Source organism: Ruegeria conchae (assembly GCF_000192475.1).
GTDB classification, from domain to species: domain Bacteria; phylum Pseudomonadota; class Alphaproteobacteria; order Rhodobacterales; family Rhodobacteraceae; genus Ruegeria; species Ruegeria conchae.
Window position 1 is genome coordinate 605,304 of the sequence record NZ_AEYW01000006.1, and the last position, 24,460, is coordinate 629,763.

A 24,460-nucleotide genomic window follows, 5' to 3' on the forward strand; every position below is an offset into this window, starting at 1 on the left:
CAGTGGACGTCCGTTTTGTCCGCACAGCAGACCTTGATGAACCGCGCGGCTAAAGCCCGCTTTGTGCGAACAGTAATGGCTGCACAATCCTACTTCGGTCGAGAAGCGATCCGACAAGTATACAAAGCTTTAAGAAGTTGTCTGATGAAATCTCAAGAGCTCTAATTGACGCCCCAAAAGTCGGAGGTTGAAATCATGCTTCAAAAGAAACCACCAACCAATTGATATTTTATTAAAATTAAGCCCAATGCCTACTGACCTGAAGGCCCTCTGAGAGCCTCTTAGAGCCCCGTAGAGCGGTCCATTGCGACGGCTTGGCCTTCCCCTACCAGAAAGAAGCAAACAGCCCTGTATTGCTTCTTTGGATTGGTCCAATGAAGCCAAGCATCTCGTTGATTCTATTGATTAATAAGAGATTCTCAAAGCTACGCAAACTTGACAAACACTCGGAGCCATCCAACGACGGGCTTAGCGTTCATAGTAACCCGTAAGGTAGGACATTAAGGTATCTATCGTTAGCATTTTAGAAGTAGACTACAAACAATCTAAAACACATCGTATGGCCAAACCAAATCTTACACGTAGGAGCAGTAAGTAATTGAATCAGATAAGGTAATAGTCTCAATATCTATTGAGGATACTTCTTCATTGAAGTTCCGTCTCTAAGGTTGGCTTAACACCAATATGCTCATCAAATACTTCGCTGAACACTTCTTCAGCAGTACCAATATCCCGTGCGCGAACGATCAAACAGTCATGGATTGGAAGAGCTGGAATGTTGTGTTGCCGCTTCAATGTGAGCAGGGTTTGGTTCATAATATTCGAGTCCATAGCTTGCAGTCTCAGCGAGTTTAACCCACGAGCCTCAAGATCATTCAAAAAGGGATATTGCTCCAAAAGTTTTATTTGGACTGGGTTGCGTCTACCGCTTACCCTTCCATTGCCAACAATAATGTGTACTGTCCGTTTGACTTCGTCGCGGTCAAAACCATCGATCTCATACAGGTCAACCCCGACGTCATAATCGACACCGAACAATCCATGTAGCATGGTTAGTTGACAGGCTTTAATGTCAATTTCAGCTGTTGCTTCACCACCAATCTGGATACCTTTCCGGTTCTCAGATTTCCAATTGATGTAGGTGGAATCAGAGCCATAAAACCTGCCACCCATATCCCATTGGTAGTCCTCAGTATCCCCATTGTTGAATAGACGATACAGCACAGGTGGCGCACCAAAGCTGTATTCCCACTCACTCAAAAACTCATTGATTTCCCGAACATCAGATTCAAGTGCGTCCGTCAGTGGCGTTTTTGCGTACTGGATGTTTTTTGTCTTAGTCTGATCTCTTGCCTTTGTTGCTCTGAGACTGATCGGTTGCGACTTTTTCTGCTCCGTTCTGAAATGCAGAGACAGCGTTGCTGGGCTGATGCCGAAGTCTTCGAGTTTACTCAGCAAAACGGACGTTGCCCTAAGTCGCGTAGCCCATCGTTTGTTCGGAGTGTTTGGGTGGTATATCTCCCCATCCCAATCGTCACTACCTCTGAAGCCATCAACGACATCCATCAGCCCCATTAGAGGCCATTCTTTCTTTAGGGTTTCATAGTGCCTGCTGGTAGCCAAAGTGACTTTGAATTTGGTTCTGTCCCCCAATCTCCAACAGTAACCATTTGACTCTGTGTTCAGTGTTGCTTCGAGCAAGTCGCCAATAAGAGCAGCGATCGTAGCTTTCAACGATAGAGCTACTCCAGCTTTGAGACCTCTTTTTCTTCTTCCCTGCTCTCTTTGAAACGAAACGGTTTGATCAAGTAACGCATCAACAGCCGTATGAGCTTCGTCCGAAAAGGGAAGCATCACCAACGGGGCCATTTTTGCTGCCCTCAGTTCTTCAGGTTCAAACTCTGGTTTGAATTTCTCTGCAGTGTACTTGTCGTCTTTCATTACTGTTTACTTAGACCAATTTCATTGAACTCACTGCACTTTGCTTCTCGCATTCGATCATATGCAGTAGATGATTGTGAAGAACCGAGAGCTCATGTCCTAAACCGTAGGATTCCCCTACACCGTAAGTCTTCCAGCCCCCGATCCTGTAATGAATATCCTTTGGACAGCCCGTATTTCTTAGTCTGTCTTTCATCGAATGCCTTAGGCTATGCAAACTTTGCTTTTCACCTCTTAGCCCCTGTTCAGTTAGCCATTTGTTCAACGCGGCTGAGGTTGCATTTTTGTCGTAGTCACCATGTCTAGTTATCATGGGAAAAAGATAATCCTCTTTTGAAGCAGCCATAGCTTGTTTCACGCCCCATAGAGCCGCACCAACCAAGGGAACTTTCCTCGCAGACCCGTTGTTTTTGACTTCTCTAACGCTATTTGCCGCTATGCAGACATACGGTATTCGTGCATCTAAATGGACATCACTCCGAAGTAATCCTGCAATCTCAGACAGTCTCGCACCAGTATCGCTTAGGGCGGCAATCAACCATCTACGCTCATCGTTAACCTCCATACACCGTTTCTGAATTGCCATAATCTGATCGACTGTGAATGGGTACTTCGTTTGTTCAAAATCCCTTTCGGATTCCGGTATCTGCAGTTTCTCCAGTGGGTTATTCATTTCGACTTCGAGTTCGAAGATAGCCGTCTTGAATACCGGCCTCACCTGAGCAAGATACCTTTTTACCGTCGCCTTTTTCACACCGCTTTCGAGCAGGTTCTTAACGTAGGCGTTCCCGTGTTCACGCCGAAACTGATCTATTGGCATGTCTCCATTGACCTCTATGAACCTTTGTGTGGCTCGGTCAAACTGAGGGTCTGATACCCGTCTTGGATGAAAGTACAGGTGCTTCACGATAACTTCAGAGAAGCTAGGGCAAGTGAGTTTGTTCAGTTCATCACCTTCAGCATAAAACAACTCAGCTGCCATCCTAAGGCCTGCTGGTAGGCGTCCCTTCACGATACCGGGGTTGTTTCCGTAAGGGTCGTGAGAGTGAGCGAGAAGTTCGTCTACAAACTCATCTGGCTCTATGTCGTATTTGTCGTACTCGACGGCTTGACCCGGCTTCAGGCCGTACTTTCGCAGTACCGCCATTCCCTCTTCTCTAGTCTGAAGGTCTGATTGCCCATTCGACCTCAACAGGCTCCACTCCCTGTCGATACGCCTAGTTTCTTCGAGTGACCGTTTTGCTGCCAATGCAGGGTTGTCAGTCTTGAGCGAGGAAAACAAATGGGCTTTTCCAGCGTATTTATTCTGTAGGTCGGACGGAATTCGACGGCGATAGTAGGCTGTACCTCTACGCCACTCTACGTATTTTATCTTCATACTGATTGGGCCGATTTTGAACCAACTTGCTGTCATGTGTCACCTAATGTGTCACCTGGCAGGGCGCAATATCAATCTAACTCATTGTATTTATTGTATTATATTTATTGATATGGCGCACCTGAGAGGATTCGAACCTCTGGCCTCTGCCTTCGGAGGGCAGCGCTCTATCCAGCTGAGCTACAGGTGCCTTGGCCGTTAGCTACCCTCGTTCCAATCCGGGTGCAACTGCAAATGCGACCACATCAGGCAAACAGATCGTGGGCCAATTCCAAAGCATCGATCAGCGTGTCAACCTCTTCGGTCGTGTTGTAGAGGCCGAAGCTGGCGCGGCAGGTGGCGGTGACACCCAGATGGTCCATAAGCGGCCCCGCGCAGTGATGGCCCGCACGCACTGCGACACCCTTTTTGTCAAGTATCGTCGAAACATCGTGGGCATGCCCTGCCCCGTCCAGCGTAAAGCTGAAGATTGCGGCCTTGTCGGGTGTGGTTCCCTGAACCTGCAGCCAGTTCAGCCCGTTCAGTCGTTGCATCGCATAGTCGCGCAGACCCACCTCATGTGACGCAATGTTCTCCATGCCCAAATCCATCATGTAATCCAGCGCAACGCCCATACCGATGGTCTGCACGATGCCCGGCGTTCCGGCTTCGAACTTCATCGGTGGATCATTGTAGATCACCTGATCTTTTGACACCTCTTTGATCATGTCGCCGCCCCCGATAAAGGGGCGCATTTCGGCCATGCGTTCCGATTTGATGAATATCGCACCTGAACCGGACGGGCCGTACAACTTGTGGCCCGTTATCGCGTAAAAGTCGCAGCCGATATCCTCGACATTCACGGGCATATGGACAGCGCCTTGGCTACCGTCCACCAATACCGGAACACCTTTGGCGTGGGCCGCTTGTGTGATCGATTTGACGTCGACCACAGTGCCTAAAACGTTTGAACACTGCGTCACCGCCACCAGCTTTGTCTTTGGCCCGATCGCGTCGATGACAGCTTGTGGATCAAGATAACCGGTTGCGTCCACATCAACCCACTTCAGAACGACGCCCTGCCGTTCGCGCAAGAAATGCCAGGGTACTATGTTTGCGTGATGCTCCATCACGCTGAGCACGATCTCGTCACCCGCCTGCAGATGCGGCATCGCCCAACCGTAAGCGACGAGATTGATCCCCTCGGTCGTACCCGAGTTCAATACAATCTCTTCCTCGTTCGAAACGCCCAGAAAACGCGCGACAGTGCCCCGGACGGACTCGTACTTTTCGGTCGCAAGATTGGACAGGTAGTGAAGCCCGCGATGAACGTTCGAATACTCATGGGCATAGGCCTGCGTGACTGCGTCAATAACAGCCTGAGGCTTTTGCGCGGATGCGCCATTGTCGAGATAGGTCAGAGGCTTTCCGTTGACCTGTCGCGACAGGATCGGAAAGTCGGCGCGAATTTTCTGTACGTCATACATGGACAGAGGTTCCCTATACAGGCGACAGCCAAAGGACAAATGGGATAGCCACAAGGCCAGACAATAGGATCACCAGAAACGATTTACCCAGCGACTGAAATCGATGCGCTTCGTTGAGGAAATGTAAGGTGATGTAGAGGCTCAGTACCAGCATCGCAAGGCTTGCCGGTAAGAACAAAAACGGCAGCACCGAGACCAATGTCAGAATGATCGCCTGCCCGATAATCTGCAGGATCTGCAGCCAGACGACCAGAGTCATGAGGTCGTTGAACGACCCCTCTCCACCCAGTACCCGCCCTACCAAGAGGAAAGCAACGACGCTGATCAGAATCGCGGCAACTGATACAAACAAGGTCCGCGATAAAGGCTCGGCAATTTGTTGAACCTCTGGGTTAATAAACGGCATGATAAAGCCGGACAGAGTTTGAACCAGCGCATTCAGGATCACGGCAAGAAAGAATGCAATCCACAGCACGTCTGGACCAAAGCGCATCGCCAGCAATCGCTTGGCAGCCTCGGCCGGGTTTGTCAGGGTCAGGACGACCATATTCAGAAGCACGGCAGAGTTCATTTAATGGCCTTTTGCGATTGTCTGAGACCGGACAACCAGAACCAGGTAAAAATCGCAACCCATAACATTCCGGCTAGCGTTTGTTCCGGGCCCGGACCGATAAAGCCCGCGACCAACCCGTTCAACAACACCAAGGGGGCCGATGCCAACAACGCCCAGAACAATGCCAGCCTTGCGCCATAGCCGTTTCCACGGCCTCCAAAAACCCGCGCTACGAGTTGTGAGAGCCACGCCAGAAGATAAAAGAACAGAGGAAGTATGAAGACCGAGCCCAACAAGGCACCGCCCATGAGCATGTTCAGTTCCAGCCCCTCAATGTGGGCACGGCGTGCAAGGCTTGGCAATTGAGCGATGAAACCAACTACACAGAAGGCCATCACAAATGCCAGCGCCCGATCTTCACGCGGGCCCATATCCAACAGGCGACGCACAACACGCCCCGGTCCGCGATACGTGGCAACGATATCTGTTGTGACGGACATCAGCGGCGGCGTGCCAGCCAATCTTGCAATCGTGTGACAATCACTTCGGCCAGAGCTTCATCTTCGATTTCCTGAACCGCTTCCGCGAGGAAAGCCAAAGTCAGCATATCCGTCGCCTCTTTGGTGGGAACACCACGCGATCGCAGGTAGAACAGCGCTGTTTCGTCAATCGCACCAGAGGTCGAGCCGTGCGAACAGGCGACGTCATCCGCGTAGATTTCCAACTCGGGCTTGGCGAGAAACTGGCTGTCCTCATCCAGCAGCAACGATTGGCTGATCTGATATCCATCGGTTTTCTGCGCCCCCGCTTTGACGAGGATCTTTCCCTGAAAGACACCTGTCGCCCCGTTGCGCAACACCTTCTTGAACACCTGACGGCTTTCGCAATTCACCGCATCGTGGGTCACAAATACCGTGTCGTCATGGTGGAATTCACCATCTCCAACGCAAGCACCCGCAACATGGACCACGGCATCGTCGCCGGTAAGCTCAACCACCTGCTCGTTCCGCGTCAGAACACCGTTCACAGTAAGTGTGAAGGATTTGTACACAGACTCCGTTCCCATTCGAGTGAACATATGCGTCGCTGCTCGCCGCTGATGATCGCGACCCTGCGCGCGAACATGGTGCAGCGTACCGCCATCGGCGATATCGATCTCCATACATTTGTTAAAACGCGATGCGGCCGGGCCATTTTCAAGGATGGTCACCTCGGCGCCGCTTTCGACACGAACTACATGGTGCAGGATCGCATCCGAGGTTTCCGAAGCATGGCGATAGATCAGGCTGATCGGTTTGGCAGGTTTTCCGGTCACATGGATGGCAACACCATCTGACGCAAATGCAGTGTTCAATGCCGCCAGAGGGCGATGCACCGGAGTCTGACCATTTGCTTCAAGAACACCGTATAACTCTTTGGCCCAATGGATATCTTTGCAGCAGATATCTTCCAACCTGTCGATAGTGACACCTTCCATCGACAGTTCGTCTGACTCTTCAGGGCTAAATACACCATCGATGAAGACAATCTTCAGCCGGTCAAACTCGTTGAACATCGGCGCTTCGTCGTTCTGAAACAACGCCGCCGCGGGTGCTTGTGCCGAGATCAATGTATCGGGCTGGGTATACTTCCAGTATTCATCCCGACGCCCGGGCAGTCCCATTTCGCGCACCCGCGCCAGAGCAGCCTCTCGCGCCTTACGCGTGCAACCCGCATCTGGCATGGTCAGAGCTGCAAGCCGCTCTTCCGTTGCCGACTGTTTTGCTTGAGCGAGAGCCATCAGTTTACCTCGGCCAGAATGTCAGCATACCCATTGTGCTCAACTTCCAGAGCCAACTCGGGTCCGCCGGATTTGACGATACGGCCATCGGCCATGATGTGCACGACGTCTGGTTTGATGTGATCCAGCAAACGCTGATAATGCGTGATAACAAGGAAACCGCGCCCTTCGTCGCGCAACGCATTCACGCCTTCCGATACCAGCTTCATCGCATCCACATCGAGCCCCGAGTCGGTCTCGTCAAGGATGCATAACTTGGGCTCAAGCATTGCCATCTGCAGGATTTCGTTGCGCTTTTTCTCACCACCCGAGAATCCGACATTGACTGGGCGTTTCAACATATCCGCGTCGATCTTCAGCGCCTTTGCCTTGGCGCGGATTTCTTTCAGGAAATCCGCTGCAGACAGTTCTTCCTGACCACGTGCCTTACGCTGAGCATTCACCGCTGTGCGCAAGAACGTCATGTTACCGACACCGGGAATCTCAACCGGATATTGGAATGCGAGAAATACACCAGCAGCTGCGCGCTCTTCCGGCTCCATCTCAAGCAGATCTTCGCCCTCAAGTGTGGCGGTACCATCTGTCACTTCATATCCGTCCCGACCGGACAAGACATAGCTAAGCGTAGATTTGCCAGAGCCATTTGGCCCCATGATCGCATGAACCTTGCCGGCCTCAACAGTGAGATCGACGCCTTTGAGGATTTGTTTGTCTTCTTCCTCAAGTTTTACGTGCAGGTTTTTGATTTCCAGCATTTTTTGTCCTTTTGCATCTCGCAAGGGGCGCAGATTGACCCCTGATAATTGTCTATCCCAGCACCTTGCGGATCACCCGAGCGATGATCCAACCCAGCAGCGCGCCTCCGCCCACTGCCCAGACCGGGTTGATGAAGTCCATGTATTTCGTGTTGACGTAAGCCACCCCCAACAGGCCGCCGATCACCGGCAGCGCGTAGCCAAGCGCTGTCAGCACATCATCCTTGCGGATACGTTGTTGTGGCTTTGGCGTCATCAGCCGACCGATCCCTCTAGGCTGATCGCAACCAATTGCTGAGCCTCCATCGCGAATTCCATCGGCAGCGCCTGCAGCACGTCCTTGCAGAACCCGTTGACAACAAGCGCCACGGCCTCTTCCTCGTCCATGCCGCGTTGACGGCAATAGAACAACTGATCCTCGTCGACCTTCGAAGTCGTCGCCTCATGCTCGACACGGGACGAGTTGTTTTTGACCTCGATATACGGAACCGTGTGCGCCCCACACTTGTCACCAATCAGCAAGCTGTCACACTGGGTGTAATTGCGACTATCCTTGGCCTTTGGATGCATCGAGACCAGTCCGCGATAGGTATTCTGCGCCATACCCGCACTGATCCCTTTCGACACGATCCGCGACTTGGTGTTCTTGCCCAGATGAACCATCTTCGTGCCAGTATCGGCCTGCTGCATGTTGTTCGTGATCGCGATCGAGTAGAACTCACCCTGGCTGTCATCGCCACGCAGGATGCAGGACGGATACTTCCAAGTCACAGCCGAGCCGGTTTCAACCTGCGTCCACATCACCTTGGAGCGATCCCCACGGCAATCGGCGCGCTTGGTCACGAAGTTGTAGATACCACCTTTGCCGTTCTCATCACCGGGGAACCAGTTTTGAACGGTCGAATACTTCACCTCAGCATCTTCTTCGATGATGATTTCCACCACGGCCGCGTGCAGCTGTGCAGTGTCCCGCTGTGGTGCAGTACAACCTTCCAAGTAACTGACATAACTGCCCTTGTCGGCAATGATCAGCGTCCGTTCGAACTGCCCCGTATTTTCCGCGTTGATGCGGAAATAGGTGCTCAATTCCATTGGACAGCGGACACCCGGTGGCACATAGACAAACGAACCATCCGAAAACACAGCCGAGTTCAGAGTGGCATAGAAATTGTCGGATACCGGAACCACCGTTCCTAGATATTTCTTCACCAGTTCCGGATGTTCTCGGATCGCCTCGGAGATCGAGCAGAAAATAACACCCGCTTTTTTCAGCTCTTCCTGGAAAGTCGTGCCAACCGAAACCGAGTCAAACACCGCATCGACGGCGACCTTGCGCCCCTCGGCTGGCGCATCTTCGGCACCTTCAACTCCGGCAAGAATCATCTGTTCTTTCAGAGGGATACCCAGTTTCTCATATGTCGCCAGCAGCTTGGGGTCGACCTCATCCAAGGATTTGGGCTTCTCTTCCATCGATTTCGGACGAGCATAATAATACTGGTCCTGAAAATCGATTTTAGGATAGCTGACCATGGCCCAGTTCGGTTCATCCATCTTGGTCCAGCGTTCGAACGCGGCGAGACGCCACTCGGTCATCCATTCGGGCTCATCATTCTTGCCTGAAATCAGCTTGACGATATCGGGGTTTACACCCTTCGGGGCGTACTCCATCTCGATTTCTGTTTCCCAGCCATATTTGTAGGTTCCGACCTCGCGTACCGCATCCACGGTTTCCTGATCGACACCTTCTTTTACCTGGGTCTGGTCCAAAGCGGCCATAAGACACCCTCCGTCAGATCACGCGGCGCGCGCGCGATGCTTTTTCTCTTTCTCAAGCCACGTTTCCGCAAAACGCAGCACATTCTCTTCCGTCGTTTCGGGACCAAGCGATACGCGTATCGCACTGGCCGCCGCGTGTTCATCAAATCCCATGGCCGTCAGCACAGCACTGGCGCGCACTTTGCCACTGGAGCAGGCTGAGCCTGCACTGATCGCAAATCCTGACAAATCCATCTGCATGACCTGGGTTTCTCCCTTCCAGCCCGGAGTGGCAAAGCACAACGTGTTGGGGAGTCGCTCCTGATCTTTCCCGACAAAAATAGTAGATTTCGATCCGGCCTCAAGAGCGTTTTCTAGAATATTTCTAAGTTCACGAACTTTTTCCCAGACACCATTTGCAAGATCGCGGGATGCAGCTTCAGCAGCAGCGCCGAAGCCCGCGATTCCGATAACATTCTCAGTGCCCGAGCGACGACCCATCTCCTGCCCGCCACCTTTGATTTGCGCGGCCAAATCCGTGCCGCGTTTCATCACCAACGCACCGATCCCTTTGGGACCGCCCAGTTTGTGTGCTGAAATCAACGCCATTTCCGCGCCCAACCAGTTGAACGCAACTGGTAGCTTTCCAAACGCCTGAGTGGCGTCAGTTACGGCCAGATCAGACGGGAGAGTTTGAATGATGCCCGTCTCGGAGTTTGCAAGTTGCAATGCCGTAAAGGCGGGATCTGAAACCGTAACTTGCCCGTCTTTCGACACTGGTAACACTTCATTGGCCCACGCACGTACCGCATCATGCTCGATCGCGGCCCCCTGCAGACCACGTCCTGACATCGCCAACGCCGCCGCTTCGGTGGCGCCCGAGGTAAAGACGATGTCTGCGCCATCCGCCCCAAATGCGATGGCAATCTGTGCGCGTGCTCTCTCGACCACTGCCTTTGCAGCACGGCCCTCGGCGTGAACGGATGACGGATTGCCGGCCAGATCCATCGCGGCAATCATTGCAGCGCGGGCTTCGGGCCTTAATGGAGCCGTCGCATTATGATCGAGATAAACCCGTTTCATAGATACATCTTTTTCAACGTGGAATCCTGTGGAACGAAAATCTGATACATCAGCTCAGTCGTCCACGACCGCAAACAAGTTTGGAACTGCCGGGCACGGTGCCAGATCATTTCGGATCACATCCGACAACCGCGTTTGATGCAGGAACACATACACATGTGCGCTCAAGCTTTCCCACAAACGATTGGTCAGGGATTGCGCCCGACTGCCGGACGAAGCACCCGATGCCCCCGCCCCTTTGTGCATCGCATCGACGGTTTCATCTACCGCAGCCAAAATCTCAACCACTCGAATTTCGGATGCAGGGCGCGCAAGACGATAACCTCCACCCGGACCCCGAACCGAGCTGACCAACTCAGCGCGACGCAGTTTTACAAAAAGCTGTTCCAGATAAGGAAGAGAAATATCCTGGCGCTCGGAAATCTCACCAAGTGTAACAAGCTTGTCAGAGGATTGCAGAGCAATATCCGCCAGAGCAACCATCGCATAGCGTCCTTTGGTCGACAGCTTCATTTGAATTCCTTAAGGCAAGAACAGCGAAAACATTGACGCCGCCGCAGCCAGTGCGTATCTCCCACTGACAGCGTTTTCACGCGACACAATGTAATTAGAACCGTTCTAAGGTGCCTGACGATTACCGTCAAGATAATCTCGGGGCCGAGGCGTCAAAAAACAGGACTAAAGCACACATGCCCGAGGTGATTTTTCCCGGACCCGAAGGCCGCCTGGAAGGCCGCTACCACCCGCAAAAGGAAAAAGACGCACCGATCGCAATCGTGCTGCATCCGCACCCTCAATTTGGCGGGACCATGAATAACAAGGTGGTCTACAACCTGCACTATGCCTTCTACAACATGGGCTTCACGGTTCTGCGCTTTAACTTCCGTGGCGTAGGCCGCAGCCAAGGCGAATATGATCAGGGTGTTGGCGAGCTTAGCGATGCCGCGTCGGCGCTGGATTATCTTCAGTCCATGAACAACAACTCCAAGCATTGCTGGGTTGCAGGATTCTCATTCGGCGCCTGGATCGGAATGCAACTGCTGATGCGTCGTCCCGAGATCACCGGCTTTATTAGCGTGTCACCCCCGGCGAACATGTATGATTTTTCTTTCCTGGCCCCCTGCCCGTCTTCCGGCCTGATCATCAACGGGTCGTCAGACCGCGTTGCACCCCCTGCGGATACCACTTCGCTGGTTAGCAAATTGCACGAGCAAAAAGGGATCACAATCACGCATCACGAGGTTGAAGGCGCGGATCACTTCTTCCAGGATCGCCACATGGACACGCTGATGACCGACGTGACGGATTATGTGAAGCGTCGCCTGACCGAGAATACGCGCTGATGTCTGATACCATCACCACCCTTGCCTCGAGATTGGCAGAGGATACGATGAAGGTCATGGACGAAACCGGTGAGGATCGGTTTTATGTGGAGGTCGGCGAGCTTTTGGGCGCGTCATCTCAGACGCTGGAAGAAGCGTTTTTGACCGAAGTTCGGGTACGCCTCGCAGAACGCAAGGCCCGTAAGTTTGTGGTCAAGAAATTGTCCGATCATCGCTCAAAACTCAAAGCGATCGAGAAGCAGTAAAAATTGAATGCAATCTTATTGCGAACAAAAGAAAAGGAGCCCGAAAGCTCCTTTTCGTCAAATCGTTCGGTGGGCGCCTAAACTGGAGTACCCTCTAACCGCTCAACATTCTGGGCTGCATCAATGTCGACGGACCCCCCGTCTGCAAGCCACCCTAGCGCCACGATCAACACCGAAACGATAATGACTGATTTTGCAAATGTCGTCACTCAATCAAACTCGTTAAAAACTAACTAAAACACCCAACCCTCTATCATGCCTCAGGAATATCAAATAGTCAGGTTTACCTGACCTTTGGTAAAGTGACTCTTTATTCTGCGCCGCCAGAATCCTCTTGCCCGGCAATAGCCAACTATGGTCAACCTTCCGCGACACTTCGGAAAGGCATCAATCTTGCCCAAAACATATTTTATCCTGCTGCTGGCGGTCATTGCGGAAACCATTGGGACCACTGCACTGCAAGCCAGCCATCAGTTCACCCGCTTTTGGCCCTCTGCCCTGGTGGTCGTTGGCTATGGCAGCGCATTCTATCTTATGGCGCTCACTCTGAAAGTGATGCCTGTCGGGATTGTCTATGCAATCTGGTCAGGACTGGGGATTTTCCTAATAGCACTGATTGGTTTTCTGGTATTTGGTCAGAAACTCGACTGGCCGGCGATCCTGGGGCTTGTTCTGATACTGTCTGGAATTCTGATCATTCACCTGTTTTCTTCGACCGCGGGTCACTGAACGCCGGTTAGGGCTGGTATATTTTGTCGCGCCGCGTTATGCGCCGGGCCAACTTCCCGTTCAAAGGTTGACCTCTCATGGACCTGCGCAATATCGCAATCATCGCTCACGTGGACCACGGTAAAACGACCCTGGTGGATGAGCTTCTTAAACAATCCGGCGCTTTCCGCGAGAATCAGGCCGTTGCCGAGCGCGCAATGGACAGCAATGATCTGGAACGGGAACGTGGCATCACCATTCTAGCCAAGGCGACTTCAGTCGAATGGAAAGACACTCGTATCAACATCGTCGATACCCCCGGCCACGCCGATTTCGGAGGCGAGGTCGAACGCATCCTCAGCATGGTAGACGGTGTTGTTCTTCTGGTCGACGCCGCCGAAGGTCCCATGCCGCAAACCAAGTTCGTGACTTCCAAGGCGCTGGCATTGGGACTGCGTCCCATTGTTGTATTGAATAAGGTCGACAAACCGGATGCCGAACCAGATCGCGCGCTGGACGAGTGTTTTGACCTGTTCGCCAACCTTGGTGCTGACGACGATCAGCTTGATTTTCCCGCCATGTATGCCTCGGGCCGTTCAGGTTGGGCAGATATGGAACTGGACGGACCGCGCAAGGATCTGACTGCCCTTTTCGATCTGATCGTCGATCACGTCCCCGCCCCCAAGCAAATTGAGAAAAAGGACGAGCCGTTCCGAATGCTTGCCACCACGCTTGGCAGCGATCCTTTCATCGGCCGCATCCTGACCGGTCGTGTCGAGAGCGGAACGTTGAAAGCGGGTGACAGCCTCAAGGCGCTCAGCCGTGACGGAACATTGATCGAGAATTTCCGTGCGACAAAGATTCTCGCGTTCCGTGGTCTCGCACAACAGCCTATCGATTTGGCCGAAGCCGGGGACATCGTCACCATTGCGGGAATGAGCAAGGCCACGGTTGCGGATTCTTTAGTTTCTCCGCAAGTAAATGAGGCTTTGCCCGCTCAGCCGATCGATCCACCAACGATCACCGTCACCTTCGGCATCAATGATTCCCCGCTTGCTGGCCGAGACGGTAAAAAGGTTCAGTCCCGCGTCATTCGTGATCGTCTAATGAAGGAGGCTGAATCAAATGTCGCGATCCGCATTAGCGATACACCCGGTGGTGAAGCCTTTGAAGTCGCTGGCCGTGGCGAACTCCAGATGGGCGTCCTGATCGAGAATATGCGCCGCGAAGGGTTCGAACTCAGCATCTCGCGCCCGCAGGTTTTGTTCCGCGACGAAGACGGTCAACGCCTTGAGCCCATCGAAGAAGTCACCATCGATGTCGATGACGAATTCTCGGGCTCAGTGATCGAGAAGATCACTGGAGCACGCAAAGGTGAACTGGTTGAGATGCGCCCCGCAGGAGTTGGCAAAACCCGCATCATCGCCCATGTGCCATCACGAGGTCTAATCGGATATCACGGCGAGTTTCTGACCGACACGCGCGGGACCGGTGTTCTGAACCGCGTTTTCCATGGATGGGCTGCCCACAAGGGATCGATCCCCGGTCGTCGTGCAGGCGTCTTGATTTCAATGGAAAAAGGCCAGGCCGTCGCCTACGCCTTGTGGAACCTAGAGGAACGTGGACGCATGTTCGTGGGGCCGCAAACCGATGTCTATCAAGGCATGGTGATCGGTGAACATTCCCGCGACAACGATCTGGAAGTGAACCCGCTTAAAGGCAAGAAGCTGACCAACGTACGCGCCAGCGGATCGGATGACGCGGTGCGCCTGACGCCTCACATAAAATTCTCTTTGGAAGAGGCGATCGCGTATATCGACGATGACGAACTGGTTGAGGTGACGCCACATGCGATCCGGCTTCGTAAACGCTATCTGGATCCACATGAGCGGAAGAGAATGGCACGATCTGCGTAGGTCCTGCAGTAACTCAGTTCACACAAACGCAACAATGGCCCATTCGTGGCAAATTTGCGTCAATATGGAAATAGTCCAGAAATCTAGAGCCCGCCAATTTGGCGGGCTTTCTATTTGTTTTTAAACGCCTTTCCCTGGTGTAAGCCAATATTGACCCTTGTGCACTCATCATTGGCCGCTTGAAAATAAGGCCTAAAAAGGAGATTTTGTGTTCAAAGTGTGGCGCCGCACGAGTATACGGCGAGTTAGTTAATGAGTATCTAAGGAGAAATGCTATGCGCATTAATTCCAAACTATTTTCGATAGTATTTGTTGCTTCTACATTCCCATTGATATCTGCTGGTACTTCGCAGGCATCTGAGATGTGTACTGTAAAGACGGCAAAGCAATCCGTGTCCTCAAACACCCTTTGCGCCTGCGACGTCGTAAGTTCTCGGATGATAAAATACATCCAACGTCGGGCGGATTTTGAATCCGTTCTGGAGCAGACGCTGCTGGATTGCCCTGCATTTGCATCCCTGCTGACCGACCTTCCGACAGCATCGCTTGGCCTGGCGGATCGACGTTCCGGCGATGGTCCTGATGATGAAAACCCTCGCGGTGGCAACGAGCCAGACGGTGAGCGGACATCTGACGACGACGATAGCCCCAAGGGCGGTGACAATCCCAGAGGCGACAATAATCCCAAAGGTGGTGACAATCCCAAAGGTGGTGACAATCCCAAAGGTGGTGACAATCCCAAAGGTGGTGACCCCGAAGATACGAATACCGATCCGCGCGATATACAAGACATCCTAAGAGAAAAGCGGCAAGCAGCTTCAGATTTGCACGCTCAGGCGGATTCGTACGAATCAAAGGCTCAGTGGCACGAGAACAAAGCTGAAATTCGTGACCAAGAACAAAACCCGGAAGGTGCCGCAGAGCAAAGAAGCGAGGCCGAGAAATATCGGCAGCTGGCTCTTGAATATCGGAACTCGGCCCGTGAAATGAGCGATGGTGCGCAGGAAATGGAGGAAGCACATCAGCGGGCAGAAGAGTTTACCCGTTAGACCCTGCGAGTACAGGCCACCGGTCTGAAGATTGGCGGCAAAGTCTAGTTAAGACGAAATACTAGTTAAGACGAAATAAACGGGCGCTGTGCAGATTCACGCGCCCGTATCTTTTGATCTCATTACCACCATTTGGATTTCAAGGCCGATACTCCTAACTGCGCGTTAGCTCCGCCCATAAACCCCAACCCATTTGCGTGGCTGCTTCGGATCCTGCATGCGCAGGAACAGATAGCGCGTCTCTGACCAGGGCTTGATCCGGTTTGTGAGATTATCCAGAACCAGATCACCCTGGCTCGAACGGTAGACCAGCACGGCGTGAGAGTTTCTGCGGGTATCCAAAACAGTCGCGATCAATAGTTTGCGGGGATCAATTCCTGCATTGATCAAATCACGCTTCTTAAGCAGGGCAAAATCTTCACAATCCCCGCCAAGAGATGTCGGTAGGGCCCACATCTCGCGGGTCTTGTACTGCCTTTGGTCGGTGACCTCTCGCGTCGACGCATTTACGCGACGGTTGATCTGCTTTACGAGCTTCAGTTCTTGTGCGCTGGAAAGCGAAGCGGCTCCCTTTTGAGCACAAGCCCATGCGTATTGACGACACAACTGCTGTGCCCCTGTCGGCGGAGGCGAGGCAACAACGCTTTGAATGAATGCGGCATCACGGGCCGAGGCTTCTGAGGCGATCAATGTCGAACTTGCGATCAACACGGCCAAACTGATGCGTCCACAGAACTTCGCTGTGTATTCGCAAAATGCATTCAGGGTAGTGCCTCTGGTCGTCATGTCTGTCCCTCAGATTAGATTTAATCCAGACGATTGGCGCTTCGTGAAGTTCATTGAGTTCGAACGGAAAATATCCGGCGAAATCGGTACTTACGCAATCATTGAATAGTTTGAGGGGGGAAAACGGCGGAAAATCGTCAATTTCCATGACCATTTTTGCACAAGATCATGGCAGTCGCCGCCACATTCGTATTCTCGCTGTGGAGGGATTGTTAGAATTCTCAGATTATAATATTGTTATTATTGTATTTTTTGCAAATTGAAGGATGCGCGCGCCCGCATCCCGAGGCCACACGTAAAATTAAGCCGTCGGAACTTCCGTTCCGCTGGTCCAAAGAATCAGGATGATACTCACTCAGTGATTTCGACTACAACCAGCTCACGTTCGCTGGCGCCTCGGGCATGATCCAGTGCTTGTTGGTAAGCGGGTGAATTATAGCACTCAACTGCAGCCTCAACCGAGGGGAAACGGGCGACCACATTACGCGGACGTTCCTTGCCTTCCAACTGCACGTACCGCGCGGCACGGGCTATGAACTCACCGCCATGGGCGGCGATCGCAGGACCTGCCAGCTCGGCGTATTTTCCGTATGCATCGGCATCAGTCACAGTGACATGAGCAATCCAGAGTGCAGGCATCTTATCCTCCCAAAACCTGTTCCGCGGCTTTTATGGCTGCTTCTACGTTAGAGGCATCTTTGCCTCCGCCTTGTGCCATGTCAGCCCGACCACCACCACCCTTGCCGCCAAGTTCGGCAACGGCAGCGCGAACCAGATCCACGGCTGAAACTTTGTCCGTCAGATCCGGTGTAACACCGGCGGCAACGGCAGCTTTTCCACCTGTATCTGCGATTAGCAACACAGCACCTGAGCCCAACCGGTTTTTGTGCTCATCGATCAGCGTTGGCAGGTCCTTTCCGGACACGCCGGTCAGTGATTGGGCCAGGAAGGCCATACCATTGACCTCTTTTGCTTCAGAGCCGCCCTGCCCTGCGCCACCAGCCATCGCCAGATCACGGCGCAGTTGAGCAACTTCGTTTTGAAGCGATTTACGCTCATCCATCAACGATTTCACACGCGCAACAACATCATCCGGCTGTGCTTTCAACTCCAAAGCAATAGCGCCGAGACGCTGATCCTGAGCCGATAGGTGATTGAAAGCTTCATCCCCAGTAAGAGCCTCAATCCTGCGCACACCTGCGCTGCTGGCGCTGTCGCCGAGAAGGACAAACGTACCTATGTCACCCGTCTGGCGCACATGGGTGCCGCCACACAATTCGATCGACCAGGTCTCACCATCCTGCCCTTTGCCGGTAGGTGCCTTACCCATCGACACGACACGGACCTCATCACCGTATTTCTCGCCAAACAACGCCTGTGCACCCAGCGCGCGGGCATCGTCTGGCGTCATGATACGCGTCTCGACAGCCGAGTTCTGGCGAATAAAGGCATTCACCTCACGCTCGACCTTTTGAATCTCTTCCCGCGTCAAAGCCTTTGAGTGGCTGAAATCAAACCGCAATCGGTCGGATGCATTAAATGAGCCTCGCTGAGCCACATGATCACCCAGCGTTTCACGAAGGGCTTCGTGCAACAGGTGCGTCGCTGAATGGTTTGCGCGAATGGCCGTACGTCTTGCGTGATCGACTTCAAGCTCAACAGCGTCACCTGTCGAGATTGATCCATGTTCAACTGTCACCTTATGAGCATAGACCTTCCCGTCGGCAAATTTTCTGGTGTCGTCAACACGGGCAACGTCTTTTCGTTCATCGAGCCTGCGGATTTCACCTGTATCGCCAACCTGACCACCGGCTTCACCATAAAACGGCGTCTGGTTAACCACGACCCAGCCAATGCCGCCTTTCTCAATACTATCGACCAAGGCACCATCGACTACCAGTGCAGCCACCTGACCTTCGGCTTTTTCCGTGTCGTAACCAAGGAAATCGGTAGCGCCGGCGGAATCTAACACATCGAACCAGACAACCTGATCAGCTGCTTCGCCAGAACCAGCCCAGGCAGCGCGCGCCTTTGCTTTTTGTTCGGCCATAGCGACATCAAACCCGTCAGTGTCTACTGTACGTCCTTTCTCGCGCAGCGCATCCTGAGTGAGATCCAGCGGGAAACCGTATGTGTCATAAAGCTTGAATGCCGCATCACCCGGTAGCGGATCACCTTCCGACAAACCAGAGACCTCGTCATCAAGCAGTTTCAAGCCGCGATCCAATGTTTGTTTGAACCGCGTTTCCTCCAGCAGCAATGTCTCTTCAATCAGAGGTTGCGCCTGACCAAGTTCGGTGTATTGCGCGCCCATCAGTTGAACCAGAGTTGGCACCAAACGGTGCATCACCGGATCTTTCGCCCCCAACAAATGCGCATGGCGCATCGCACGACGCATAATACGACGGAGAACATATCCACGCCCATCATTTGACGGCATCACCCCATCAGCGATCAGGAAAGATGTCGAACGCAGGTGATCCGCAATCACACGGTGATGCACATTCTGATCCCCATAAGGATCAACTCCGGTGGCCTCCGCAGAAGCCTCGATCAGTGTTTTGAACAGATCAGTGTCGTAGTTGTCATGACTGCCCTGAAGCAAGGCACCAATACGTTCCAGTCCCATGCCAGTATCGATCGACTGCATATCGAGCTCGACCATCGAGCCGTCTTCGAACTGCTCGTTTTGCATGAAAACGATGTTCCAGATTTCGATGAACCTGTCGCCATCTTCTTCGGCGGAACCCGGAGGGCCACCCCAGATGTGATCGCCGTGATCATAGAAAATCTCGGTACATGGGCCACAAGGCCCGGTTGGACCCATTTGCCAGAAATTGTCATTGGTGGCGATGCGAATGATCCGGTCTTCGGGAACTCCTACCTTCTTCCAAATTTCAAAGGCTTCATCATCGGTATGATAAACCGTCGCCAGCAGGCGGTTCTTGTCGATCCCAAATTCTTTGGTGATCAGCTCCCACGCAAACGGAATCGCTTCCGGCTTGAAGTAATCTCCGAACGAGAAATTTCCCAGCATTTCAAAGAACGTATGATGGCGTGCGGTATAGCCCACGTTATCTAGATCATTATGCTTGCCACCTGCGCGCACACATTTCTGCGCTGTGGTTGCACGATGATAATCGCGAGTTTCTACGCCGGTAAACAGGTTCTTGAATTGAACCATACCTGAGTTCACGAACATCAAAGTCGGATCATTGCGCGGCACCAATGGGCTGGACGCAACCACTTCGTGGCCTTGCTTGGCAAAGTAGTTCAGAAAGGTCGAGCGGATATCATTCAGCGTGGGCATTTGGGCTCTCTCAACGCGCATTCATAATGGTCTGCGAAGGTTTAGCCCTCTGTCCAAGGAGTGTCCACAGCATTGGATGACCCAAACGAAACAAGGCGGCTCCCTTGAGCCGCCCCGTTCTACGTATTCTAAGCACTATAGGAGTGCCGGGGGATTTCTGCTGATGCCGTCAGAGTGCATTACGCTTCGAGGATATCATCCTCTTCCGCCTCGGGGGGCATTTCAAAATCCAGACCGTGGGCCGCGCGAATCTTGTCTTCGATCTCCAACGCGGCGCGGGAATTGTCACGCAGATATTGCTTGGCGTTTTCACGCCCCTGCCCGATCCGCTCGTCGCCATAGCTGAACCATGAACCTGACTTTTCAACCACTCCGGCTTTAACGCCCAGGTCTAGCAATTCGCCCATCTTGCTGATGCCTTCGCCATACATGATGTCAAATTCCACCTGCTTGAACGGCGGCGCCACCTTGTTCTTCACAACCTTGACGCGGGTCTGGTTGCCGACCACCTCGTCGCGATCCTTGATCGCGCCGATGCGGCGGATATCCAGACGGACCGAGCTGTAGAACTTCAGTGCGTTGCCACCGGTCGTGGTTTCCGGGCTGCCGAACATCACGCCGATCTTCATCCTGATCTGGTTGATGAAGATCACCATGCAGTTCGAGCGATTGATCGAGCCGGTCAGTTTGCGCATTGCCTGGCTCATCAGCCGGGCCTGAACGCCCACGCTGCTATCGCCCATGTCGCCTTCCAACTCGGATTTCGGCGTCAGGGCCGCAACCGAGTCGACCACAACCATGTTCACCGCACCAGAGCGCACCAACGTATCAGTGATCTCAAGCGCCTGTTCACCGGTATCGGGCTGCGAAATCAGCAGTTCATCCAGATCAACACCCAACTTGCGGGCATATTGCGGGTCAAGTGCATGTTCTGCGTCTACAAAAGCGCAAACACCGCCACGTTTTTGCTGTTCAGCAATGCAATGCAATGTCAGCGTGGTTTTACCCGAACTTTCAGGCCCGTAGATCTCAACAATCCGCCCCATCGGCAGCCCACCGATACCCAACGCAATATCCAGGCCCAGTGAGCCGGTTGAGCTTGCCTCGATATCCTGCTTGGAATCCTCGCCCAACTTCATGATCGAGCCCTTACCGAACTGCCGTTCGATCTGAGCCAATGCGCTGTCGAGCGCCTTTTGCTTGTCTGCGTTTTTCTTGTCGCTCATCGTCAGAAGATCCGCCATTGTCCTGTCACTATCCCTTTTGTCACACCCTTTGACGGGCGGCAATCGCTGCTTTGTTCGCCTCTTGTTCCTTATGGGATCAAAAAGAGAACATTTCAACTAAAACTTATGAAATTCAGTCTTAGGCAATTGTGTTAAAGAGTCGTTTACGACAATCTGCCAATCGAAAAGCGTTGTAGAGAAAAGATAAATGCTTGTTTTTTATGAAGAGCGTCTCGCGCTTTTGTCCGTCCCCAAAACCGGCAGCACAGCTTACCAATCTGCTCTGAAAGACCGTGCCGATATCGTTGTCTCAGGTCCAACTGAATTAAAACACGCAAACATGCGCCGCTTTGACCGGTTCTATCAAACCATGTTCAAGAAGCTGTTTGACACTGAAATGGAGGTTATGGCCGTCGTCCGAGAACCCATCGACTGGTTAGGGAGTTGGTATCGATATCGCACGCGGCAAGAATTGAGAAATCATCCACACTCTACTCATGGGCTTGATTTTGAGGCATTTGTAGTTGCCCATATGCAGAAATCCCCTCCGGCCTGTGCGGATGTCGGACGCCAAAGCGAATTCTTAATGCCCCGCAGCAATGGTGTCAGAGTGAGCCACGTGTTTAAGTACGAAAACCAAAGCAAGATACTCGATTTCCTACGAAATCGCCTGAACTGCGACATACAACTTCCGCAAGAGAACGTTTCGCCGAAGCTCAAGCTTGAACTCTCGAAAGACACAGACCAGCAATTTCGCAGCTTATTCGCAGCGGAATTTGCACTGCATCAATCTGCTGAATAACGGCGTCAGTTGAGTTGCTGAAACACCGCTTCGGTCAATTGCGTCAATGAAAATGGTTTTGGCAGAAAGGTCGAGCTTTCAATCTCGGGGCCGGATTCACCAAATGCGCCTTCCGTATAGCCGGACATAAAGACCACCCGGACTTCGGGGCGCGTTTTCATTGCCTCGCGCACCCAGGTCGGACCATCCATGCCAGGCATCACCACATCTGTGACGAAAACATCGACCGTGAGATTTGGGTCCTCCAACATATGCAACGCATCCTCGGCTGATTCCGCCTCGAGCACTGTGTACCCCTTCAGACGCAGCGCACGCGTGGCAAAAGCGCGGACGGGGGCTTCGTCCTCGACTAACAGAACAACGCCCTCACCGTGCCGTGGTTTTTGCTCTTCGTGGGCCTCTAGTGTGATCGGTTCAGGTGTCTGCGCCGCCGGACTGGCAGGAAGAAGAACGGTAAATTCGGTACCCGTACCGGGTGCACTGTCCACGAAAATGAATCCTCCAGTCTGTTTTACAATGCCGTAGACCGTCGAAAGACCCAGACCTGTCCCTTCTCCGGTGCGCTTGGTGGTGTAGAAAGGTTCGAATACCTTTTGCAGCTTGTCCGGAGGGATACCTATGCCGCTGTCTATGACCTTGACCATCACATACTCGCCCGGCAGCACTGTCGCCCTGTCGCGCGAATAGGCTCGTTCCAAATTCAGAACTTCGGTTTCGATCCGAATCTCGCCGCCGTCGGGCATCGCATCGCGCGCGTTTACAACCAGATTCATCAACACCTGCTCAAGCTGTCGTTTGTCGGCACAAACCGGCTTGAGCACGGGATCATGGCTGAGCGTCAACCGGACCTTCTCGCCCACAAGGCGATTCAAAAGGTGGATCAGATCGGAAATCGTGTCTCGCAAATCCAACACCTCGGGCCTGAGGGTTTGCTTGCGCGAAAATGCAAGCAACTGACTGACCAGAGCGGCAGCGCGGTTGGCATTCTGGTTGATTTGTACAAGGTCACCATAATTCAGATCATTTTGGTCGTGGCGCAGCAACAGAAGATCGCAATGCCCTGATATTGCTGTCAGCAGATTGTTAAAATCATGCGCAACCCCACCGGCCAACTGGCCTACGGCTTGCATTTTTTGCCCCTGAACGAACTGCGCCTCAAGTGTTTTTAACTCAGTTGCGTCATTCAGAACTGCGATCAGATATACCTGACCGTCACTCACAATGCGAGACAGCGTGACCTGAACGAACACTTCTTTGTCTTTACGGGTAAGGCGCAGAAACTCTGACTTTGGAGCAGAAGTCGGTTCAACCGTACGAGCGAGCCAATCACGAATGGAATAGCCAAGCCCGTGCATAACCTCGTCAATTCTGGAATTGCCCAGCCGAACCTCACCCACCAGTTCGATTGCAAGGTGGTTGGCTTCGATGATCTCACCATCGGGCGCCAATCTCATGATCGGAACCGGCAAATCAGCGAACGAAGTTGCCTCGAGTTTTGCATCGCTATCGGTGATCGGGGTCAAAATCAGTTCGCGTGCGATCCCGCTTCGGCGCAACTGAGAAACCAGGACCGTTTTGTCACCCTCAGGCGTCCTAACTTGAATTGCGCAGCTGTTTCCGACGGGATCGCCCAGCACACCATTCTCTGATGATAACTCTGCAAACGTGGCAGGCGTGCGGCCAAAAAAATTTGCAGCTGCATCATTCGTGTTTAGAATAACTTCATTCCGACCAATGGTGATGACCGGTAACCCGACATTTCGCCAGGCTTGCTCAGCCTCTAATACGAAGCGCCAGCAATACCAATCATGATCCAGTTTCGATACCGTCACCGGTATGGTTTGACCACGTGTGACTACATCCTCCTCAGCTTTCACCCGTGACCGGAGCTGAGTTTGAAGACGCAGCAGAATCGCCGCCGGATTGGCGAATACAGATCGCAAAGCGTCATCCAGTTGCTTCTCTGGTATGGCACCAAGGCCGAGGCTGGCCCGCGAATTGACCAGGACAATTCGGCCGTTTTGATCCGTAACGATACAGGCTGCGGTATCTTGTTCCAAAAGCGCTGCAATCACGCCTTTTGTACGCTGCTCAATCTGCTTGGCGATCCAATTGCCTAAGATAGCAAACCCAACAACCGCAAGAAAAGACAGACCGACGGTTGCAACACCAGTGTTCCATTGTTTTGGAAGGACACCCAAGGCTGCAAGCAGGCAGAGAAGAAGGGCAATCAAACCCAAAGACACATAGCGCCCGCAATCAGATACGACCCGATCTGACAAACGGGGAAACGCTTGGGGAACACTGGGCATAAAGCAGCTCTTGTTAAGACATATTTGACCAATATCGGCCCACAATCGTTAA

The 24,460-nt window shown here is 52.8% G+C and carries 23 protein-coding genes and 1 tRNA gene; 6 read left to right on the top strand and 18 right to left on the bottom strand.

From position 1 onward, the window contains the following. Nucleotides 1-645: 645 nt before the first annotated feature. From G7G_RS0107515 to iscR, 12 genes are all read right to left on the bottom strand, one after another. On the bottom strand, nt 646-1,941 hold the full coding sequence (locus tag G7G_RS0107515) for a hypothetical protein (protein ID WP_010440197.1): 1,296 nt from the start codon (nt 1,939-1,941) through the stop codon (nt 646-648). A 10-nt stretch (nt 1,942-1,951) separates the two neighbouring features. Beyond that, nucleotides 1,952-3,319, bottom strand: a complete 1,368-nt coding sequence (locus tag G7G_RS23670; RefSeq protein WP_050806443.1) for a tyrosine-type recombinase/integrase — start codon at nt 3,317-3,319, stop codon at nt 1,952-1,954. Nucleotides 3,320-3,432: 113 nt separating this feature from the next. Then, nucleotides 3,433-3,509: transfer RNA gene (locus tag G7G_RS0107525), tRNA-Arg, on the bottom strand. Between the two features lie 55 nt (nt 3,510-3,564). Beyond that, nucleotides 3,565-4,785, bottom strand: a complete 1,221-nt coding sequence (locus G7G_RS0107530; RefSeq protein WP_010440199.1) for a cysteine desulfurase — start codon at nt 4,783-4,785, stop codon at nt 3,565-3,567. A gap of 13 nt (nt 4,786-4,798) precedes the next feature. After that, nucleotides 4,799-5,356 (bottom strand): Yip1 family protein, encoded by a 558-nt coding sequence (locus G7G_RS0107535; RefSeq protein WP_010440200.1) that lies wholly within the window; start codon nt 5,354-5,356, stop codon nt 4,799-4,801. Further along, nucleotides 5,353-5,838, bottom strand: a complete 486-nt coding sequence (locus G7G_RS0107540) for a YIP1 family protein (protein ID WP_010440201.1) — start codon at nt 5,836-5,838, stop codon at nt 5,353-5,355. The genes G7G_RS0107535 and G7G_RS0107540 overlap by 4 nt, the downstream gene beginning before the upstream one ends. Next, nucleotides 5,838-7,118, bottom strand: coding sequence for a Fe-S cluster assembly protein SufD (sufD, locus tag G7G_RS0107545; RefSeq protein ID WP_010440202.1), 1,281 nt, complete (start codon nt 7,116-7,118; stop codon nt 5,838-5,840). Before sufD ends, G7G_RS0107540 begins: the two co-directional genes overlap by 1 nt. Beyond that, nucleotides 7,118-7,873 (bottom strand): Fe-S cluster assembly ATPase SufC, encoded by a 756-nt coding sequence (gene sufC, locus G7G_RS0107550; protein WP_010440203.1) that lies wholly within the window; start codon nt 7,871-7,873, stop codon nt 7,118-7,120. Before sufC ends, sufD begins: the two co-directional genes overlap by 1 nt. A 52-nt stretch (nt 7,874-7,925) precedes the next feature. Continuing rightward, nucleotides 7,926-8,129 carry a hypothetical protein gene (locus G7G_RS0107555; RefSeq protein WP_010440204.1) on the bottom strand — a complete coding sequence of 68 codons (204 nt, stop codon included), beginning with the start codon at nt 8,127-8,129 and terminating at the stop codon, nt 7,926-7,928. Then, entirely contained in the window at nt 8,129-9,649 is a 1,521-nt protein-coding gene (sufB, locus tag G7G_RS0107560) for a Fe-S cluster assembly protein SufB (protein WP_010440205.1), read from the bottom strand. Before sufB ends, G7G_RS0107555 begins: the two co-directional genes overlap by 1 nt. Before the next feature lie 18 nt (nt 9,650-9,667). Next, entirely contained in the window at nt 9,668-10,711 is a 1,044-nt protein-coding gene (locus tag G7G_RS0107565) for a cysteine desulfurase family protein (RefSeq protein ID WP_010440206.1), read from the bottom strand. A gap of 54 nt (nt 10,712-10,765) precedes the next feature. Beyond that, nucleotides 10,766-11,224 carry a Fe-S cluster assembly transcriptional regulator IscR gene (gene iscR / locus G7G_RS0107570; RefSeq protein ID WP_010440207.1) on the bottom strand — a complete coding sequence of 153 codons (459 nt, stop codon included), beginning with the start codon at nt 11,222-11,224 and terminating at the stop codon, nt 10,766-10,768. A 176-nt stretch (nt 11,225-11,400) separates the two neighbouring features. Between iscR and G7G_RS0107575 the strand changes: the two genes are divergently transcribed. Both G7G_RS0107575 and G7G_RS0107580 read left to right on the top strand, forming a co-directional pair. Further along, on the top strand, nt 11,401-12,054 hold the full coding sequence (locus G7G_RS0107575) for an alpha/beta hydrolase (RefSeq protein WP_010440208.1): 654 nt from the start codon (nt 11,401-11,403) through the stop codon (nt 12,052-12,054). After that, the gene (locus G7G_RS0107580) at nt 12,054-12,299 is read left to right on the top strand and encodes a hypothetical protein (RefSeq protein ID WP_010440209.1); all 246 of its coding nucleotides are present in this window, start codon (nt 12,054-12,056) and stop codon (nt 12,297-12,299) included. The genes G7G_RS0107575 and G7G_RS0107580 overlap by 1 nt, the downstream gene beginning before the upstream one ends. A gap of 77 nt (nt 12,300-12,376) precedes the next feature. Here the strand turns inward: G7G_RS0107580 and G7G_RS24835 are convergent, their stop codons facing one another. After that, the gene (locus G7G_RS24835) at nt 12,377-12,508 is read right to left on the bottom strand and encodes a hypothetical protein (protein ID WP_259462621.1); all 132 of its coding nucleotides are present in this window, start codon (nt 12,506-12,508) and stop codon (nt 12,377-12,379) included. Nucleotides 12,509-12,653: 145 nt separating this feature from the next. On the opposite strand from G7G_RS24835, the gene G7G_RS0107585 reads away from it, so the two are divergent. The 3 genes from G7G_RS0107585 (at nt 12,654) to G7G_RS0107595 (ending at nt 15,972) form a co-directional block, all read left to right on the top strand. After that, the gene (locus tag G7G_RS0107585; protein WP_010440210.1) at nt 12,654-13,028 is read left to right on the top strand and encodes a DMT family transporter; all 375 of its coding nucleotides are present in this window, start codon (nt 12,654-12,656) and stop codon (nt 13,026-13,028) included. Nucleotides 13,029-13,105: 77 nt separating this feature from the next. Further along, nucleotides 13,106-14,923 carry a translational GTPase TypA gene (gene typA / locus G7G_RS0107590; RefSeq protein WP_010440211.1) on the top strand — a complete coding sequence of 606 codons (1,818 nt, stop codon included), beginning with the start codon at nt 13,106-13,108 and terminating at the stop codon, nt 14,921-14,923. A 437-nt stretch (nt 14,924-15,360) separates the two neighbouring features. Next, complete coding sequence (locus G7G_RS0107595) at nt 15,361-15,972, top strand: hypothetical protein (RefSeq protein ID WP_029621811.1); 612 nt, start codon at nt 15,361-15,363, stop codon at nt 15,970-15,972. Nucleotides 15,973-16,137: 165 nt separating this feature from the next. Here the strand turns inward: G7G_RS0107595 and G7G_RS0107600 are convergent, their stop codons facing one another. The 4 genes from G7G_RS0107600 to recA all read right to left on the bottom strand — a co-directional run bounded on the left by G7G_RS0107600 (nt 16,138) and on the right by recA (nt 21,312). Then, the gene (locus G7G_RS0107600) at nt 16,138-16,758 is read right to left on the bottom strand and encodes a transglutaminase-like cysteine peptidase (protein ID WP_029621813.1); all 621 of its coding nucleotides are present in this window, start codon (nt 16,756-16,758) and stop codon (nt 16,138-16,140) included. Between the two features lie 351 nt (nt 16,759-17,109). Next, on the bottom strand, nt 17,110-17,397 hold the full coding sequence (locus G7G_RS0107615; RefSeq protein ID WP_010440216.1) for a DUF1330 domain-containing protein: 288 nt from the start codon (nt 17,395-17,397) through the stop codon (nt 17,110-17,112). Between the two features lies 1 nt (nt 17,398). Then, nucleotides 17,399-20,068 (bottom strand): alanine--tRNA ligase, encoded by a 2,670-nt coding sequence (gene alaS / locus G7G_RS0107620; protein WP_010440217.1) that lies wholly within the window; start codon nt 20,066-20,068, stop codon nt 17,399-17,401. A 179-nt stretch (nt 20,069-20,247) separates the two neighbouring features. Then, nucleotides 20,248-21,312 carry a recombinase RecA gene (recA, locus tag G7G_RS0107625; RefSeq protein ID WP_010440218.1) on the bottom strand — a complete coding sequence of 355 codons (1,065 nt, stop codon included), beginning with the start codon at nt 21,310-21,312 and terminating at the stop codon, nt 20,248-20,250. Nucleotides 21,313-21,502: 190 nt separating this feature from the next. Between recA and G7G_RS0107630 the strand changes: the two genes are divergently transcribed. After that, entirely contained in the window at nt 21,503-22,096 is a 594-nt protein-coding gene (locus G7G_RS0107630) for a sulfotransferase family 2 domain-containing protein (RefSeq protein WP_010440219.1), read from the top strand. Between the two features lie 5 nt (nt 22,097-22,101). On the opposite strand, the gene G7G_RS0107635 is transcribed toward G7G_RS0107630, so the two are convergent. After that, the gene (locus G7G_RS0107635) at nt 22,102-24,408 is read right to left on the bottom strand and encodes an ATP-binding response regulator (protein WP_010440220.1); all 2,307 of its coding nucleotides are present in this window, start codon (nt 24,406-24,408) and stop codon (nt 22,102-22,104) included. Nucleotides 24,409-24,460: the final 52 nt, after the last annotated feature.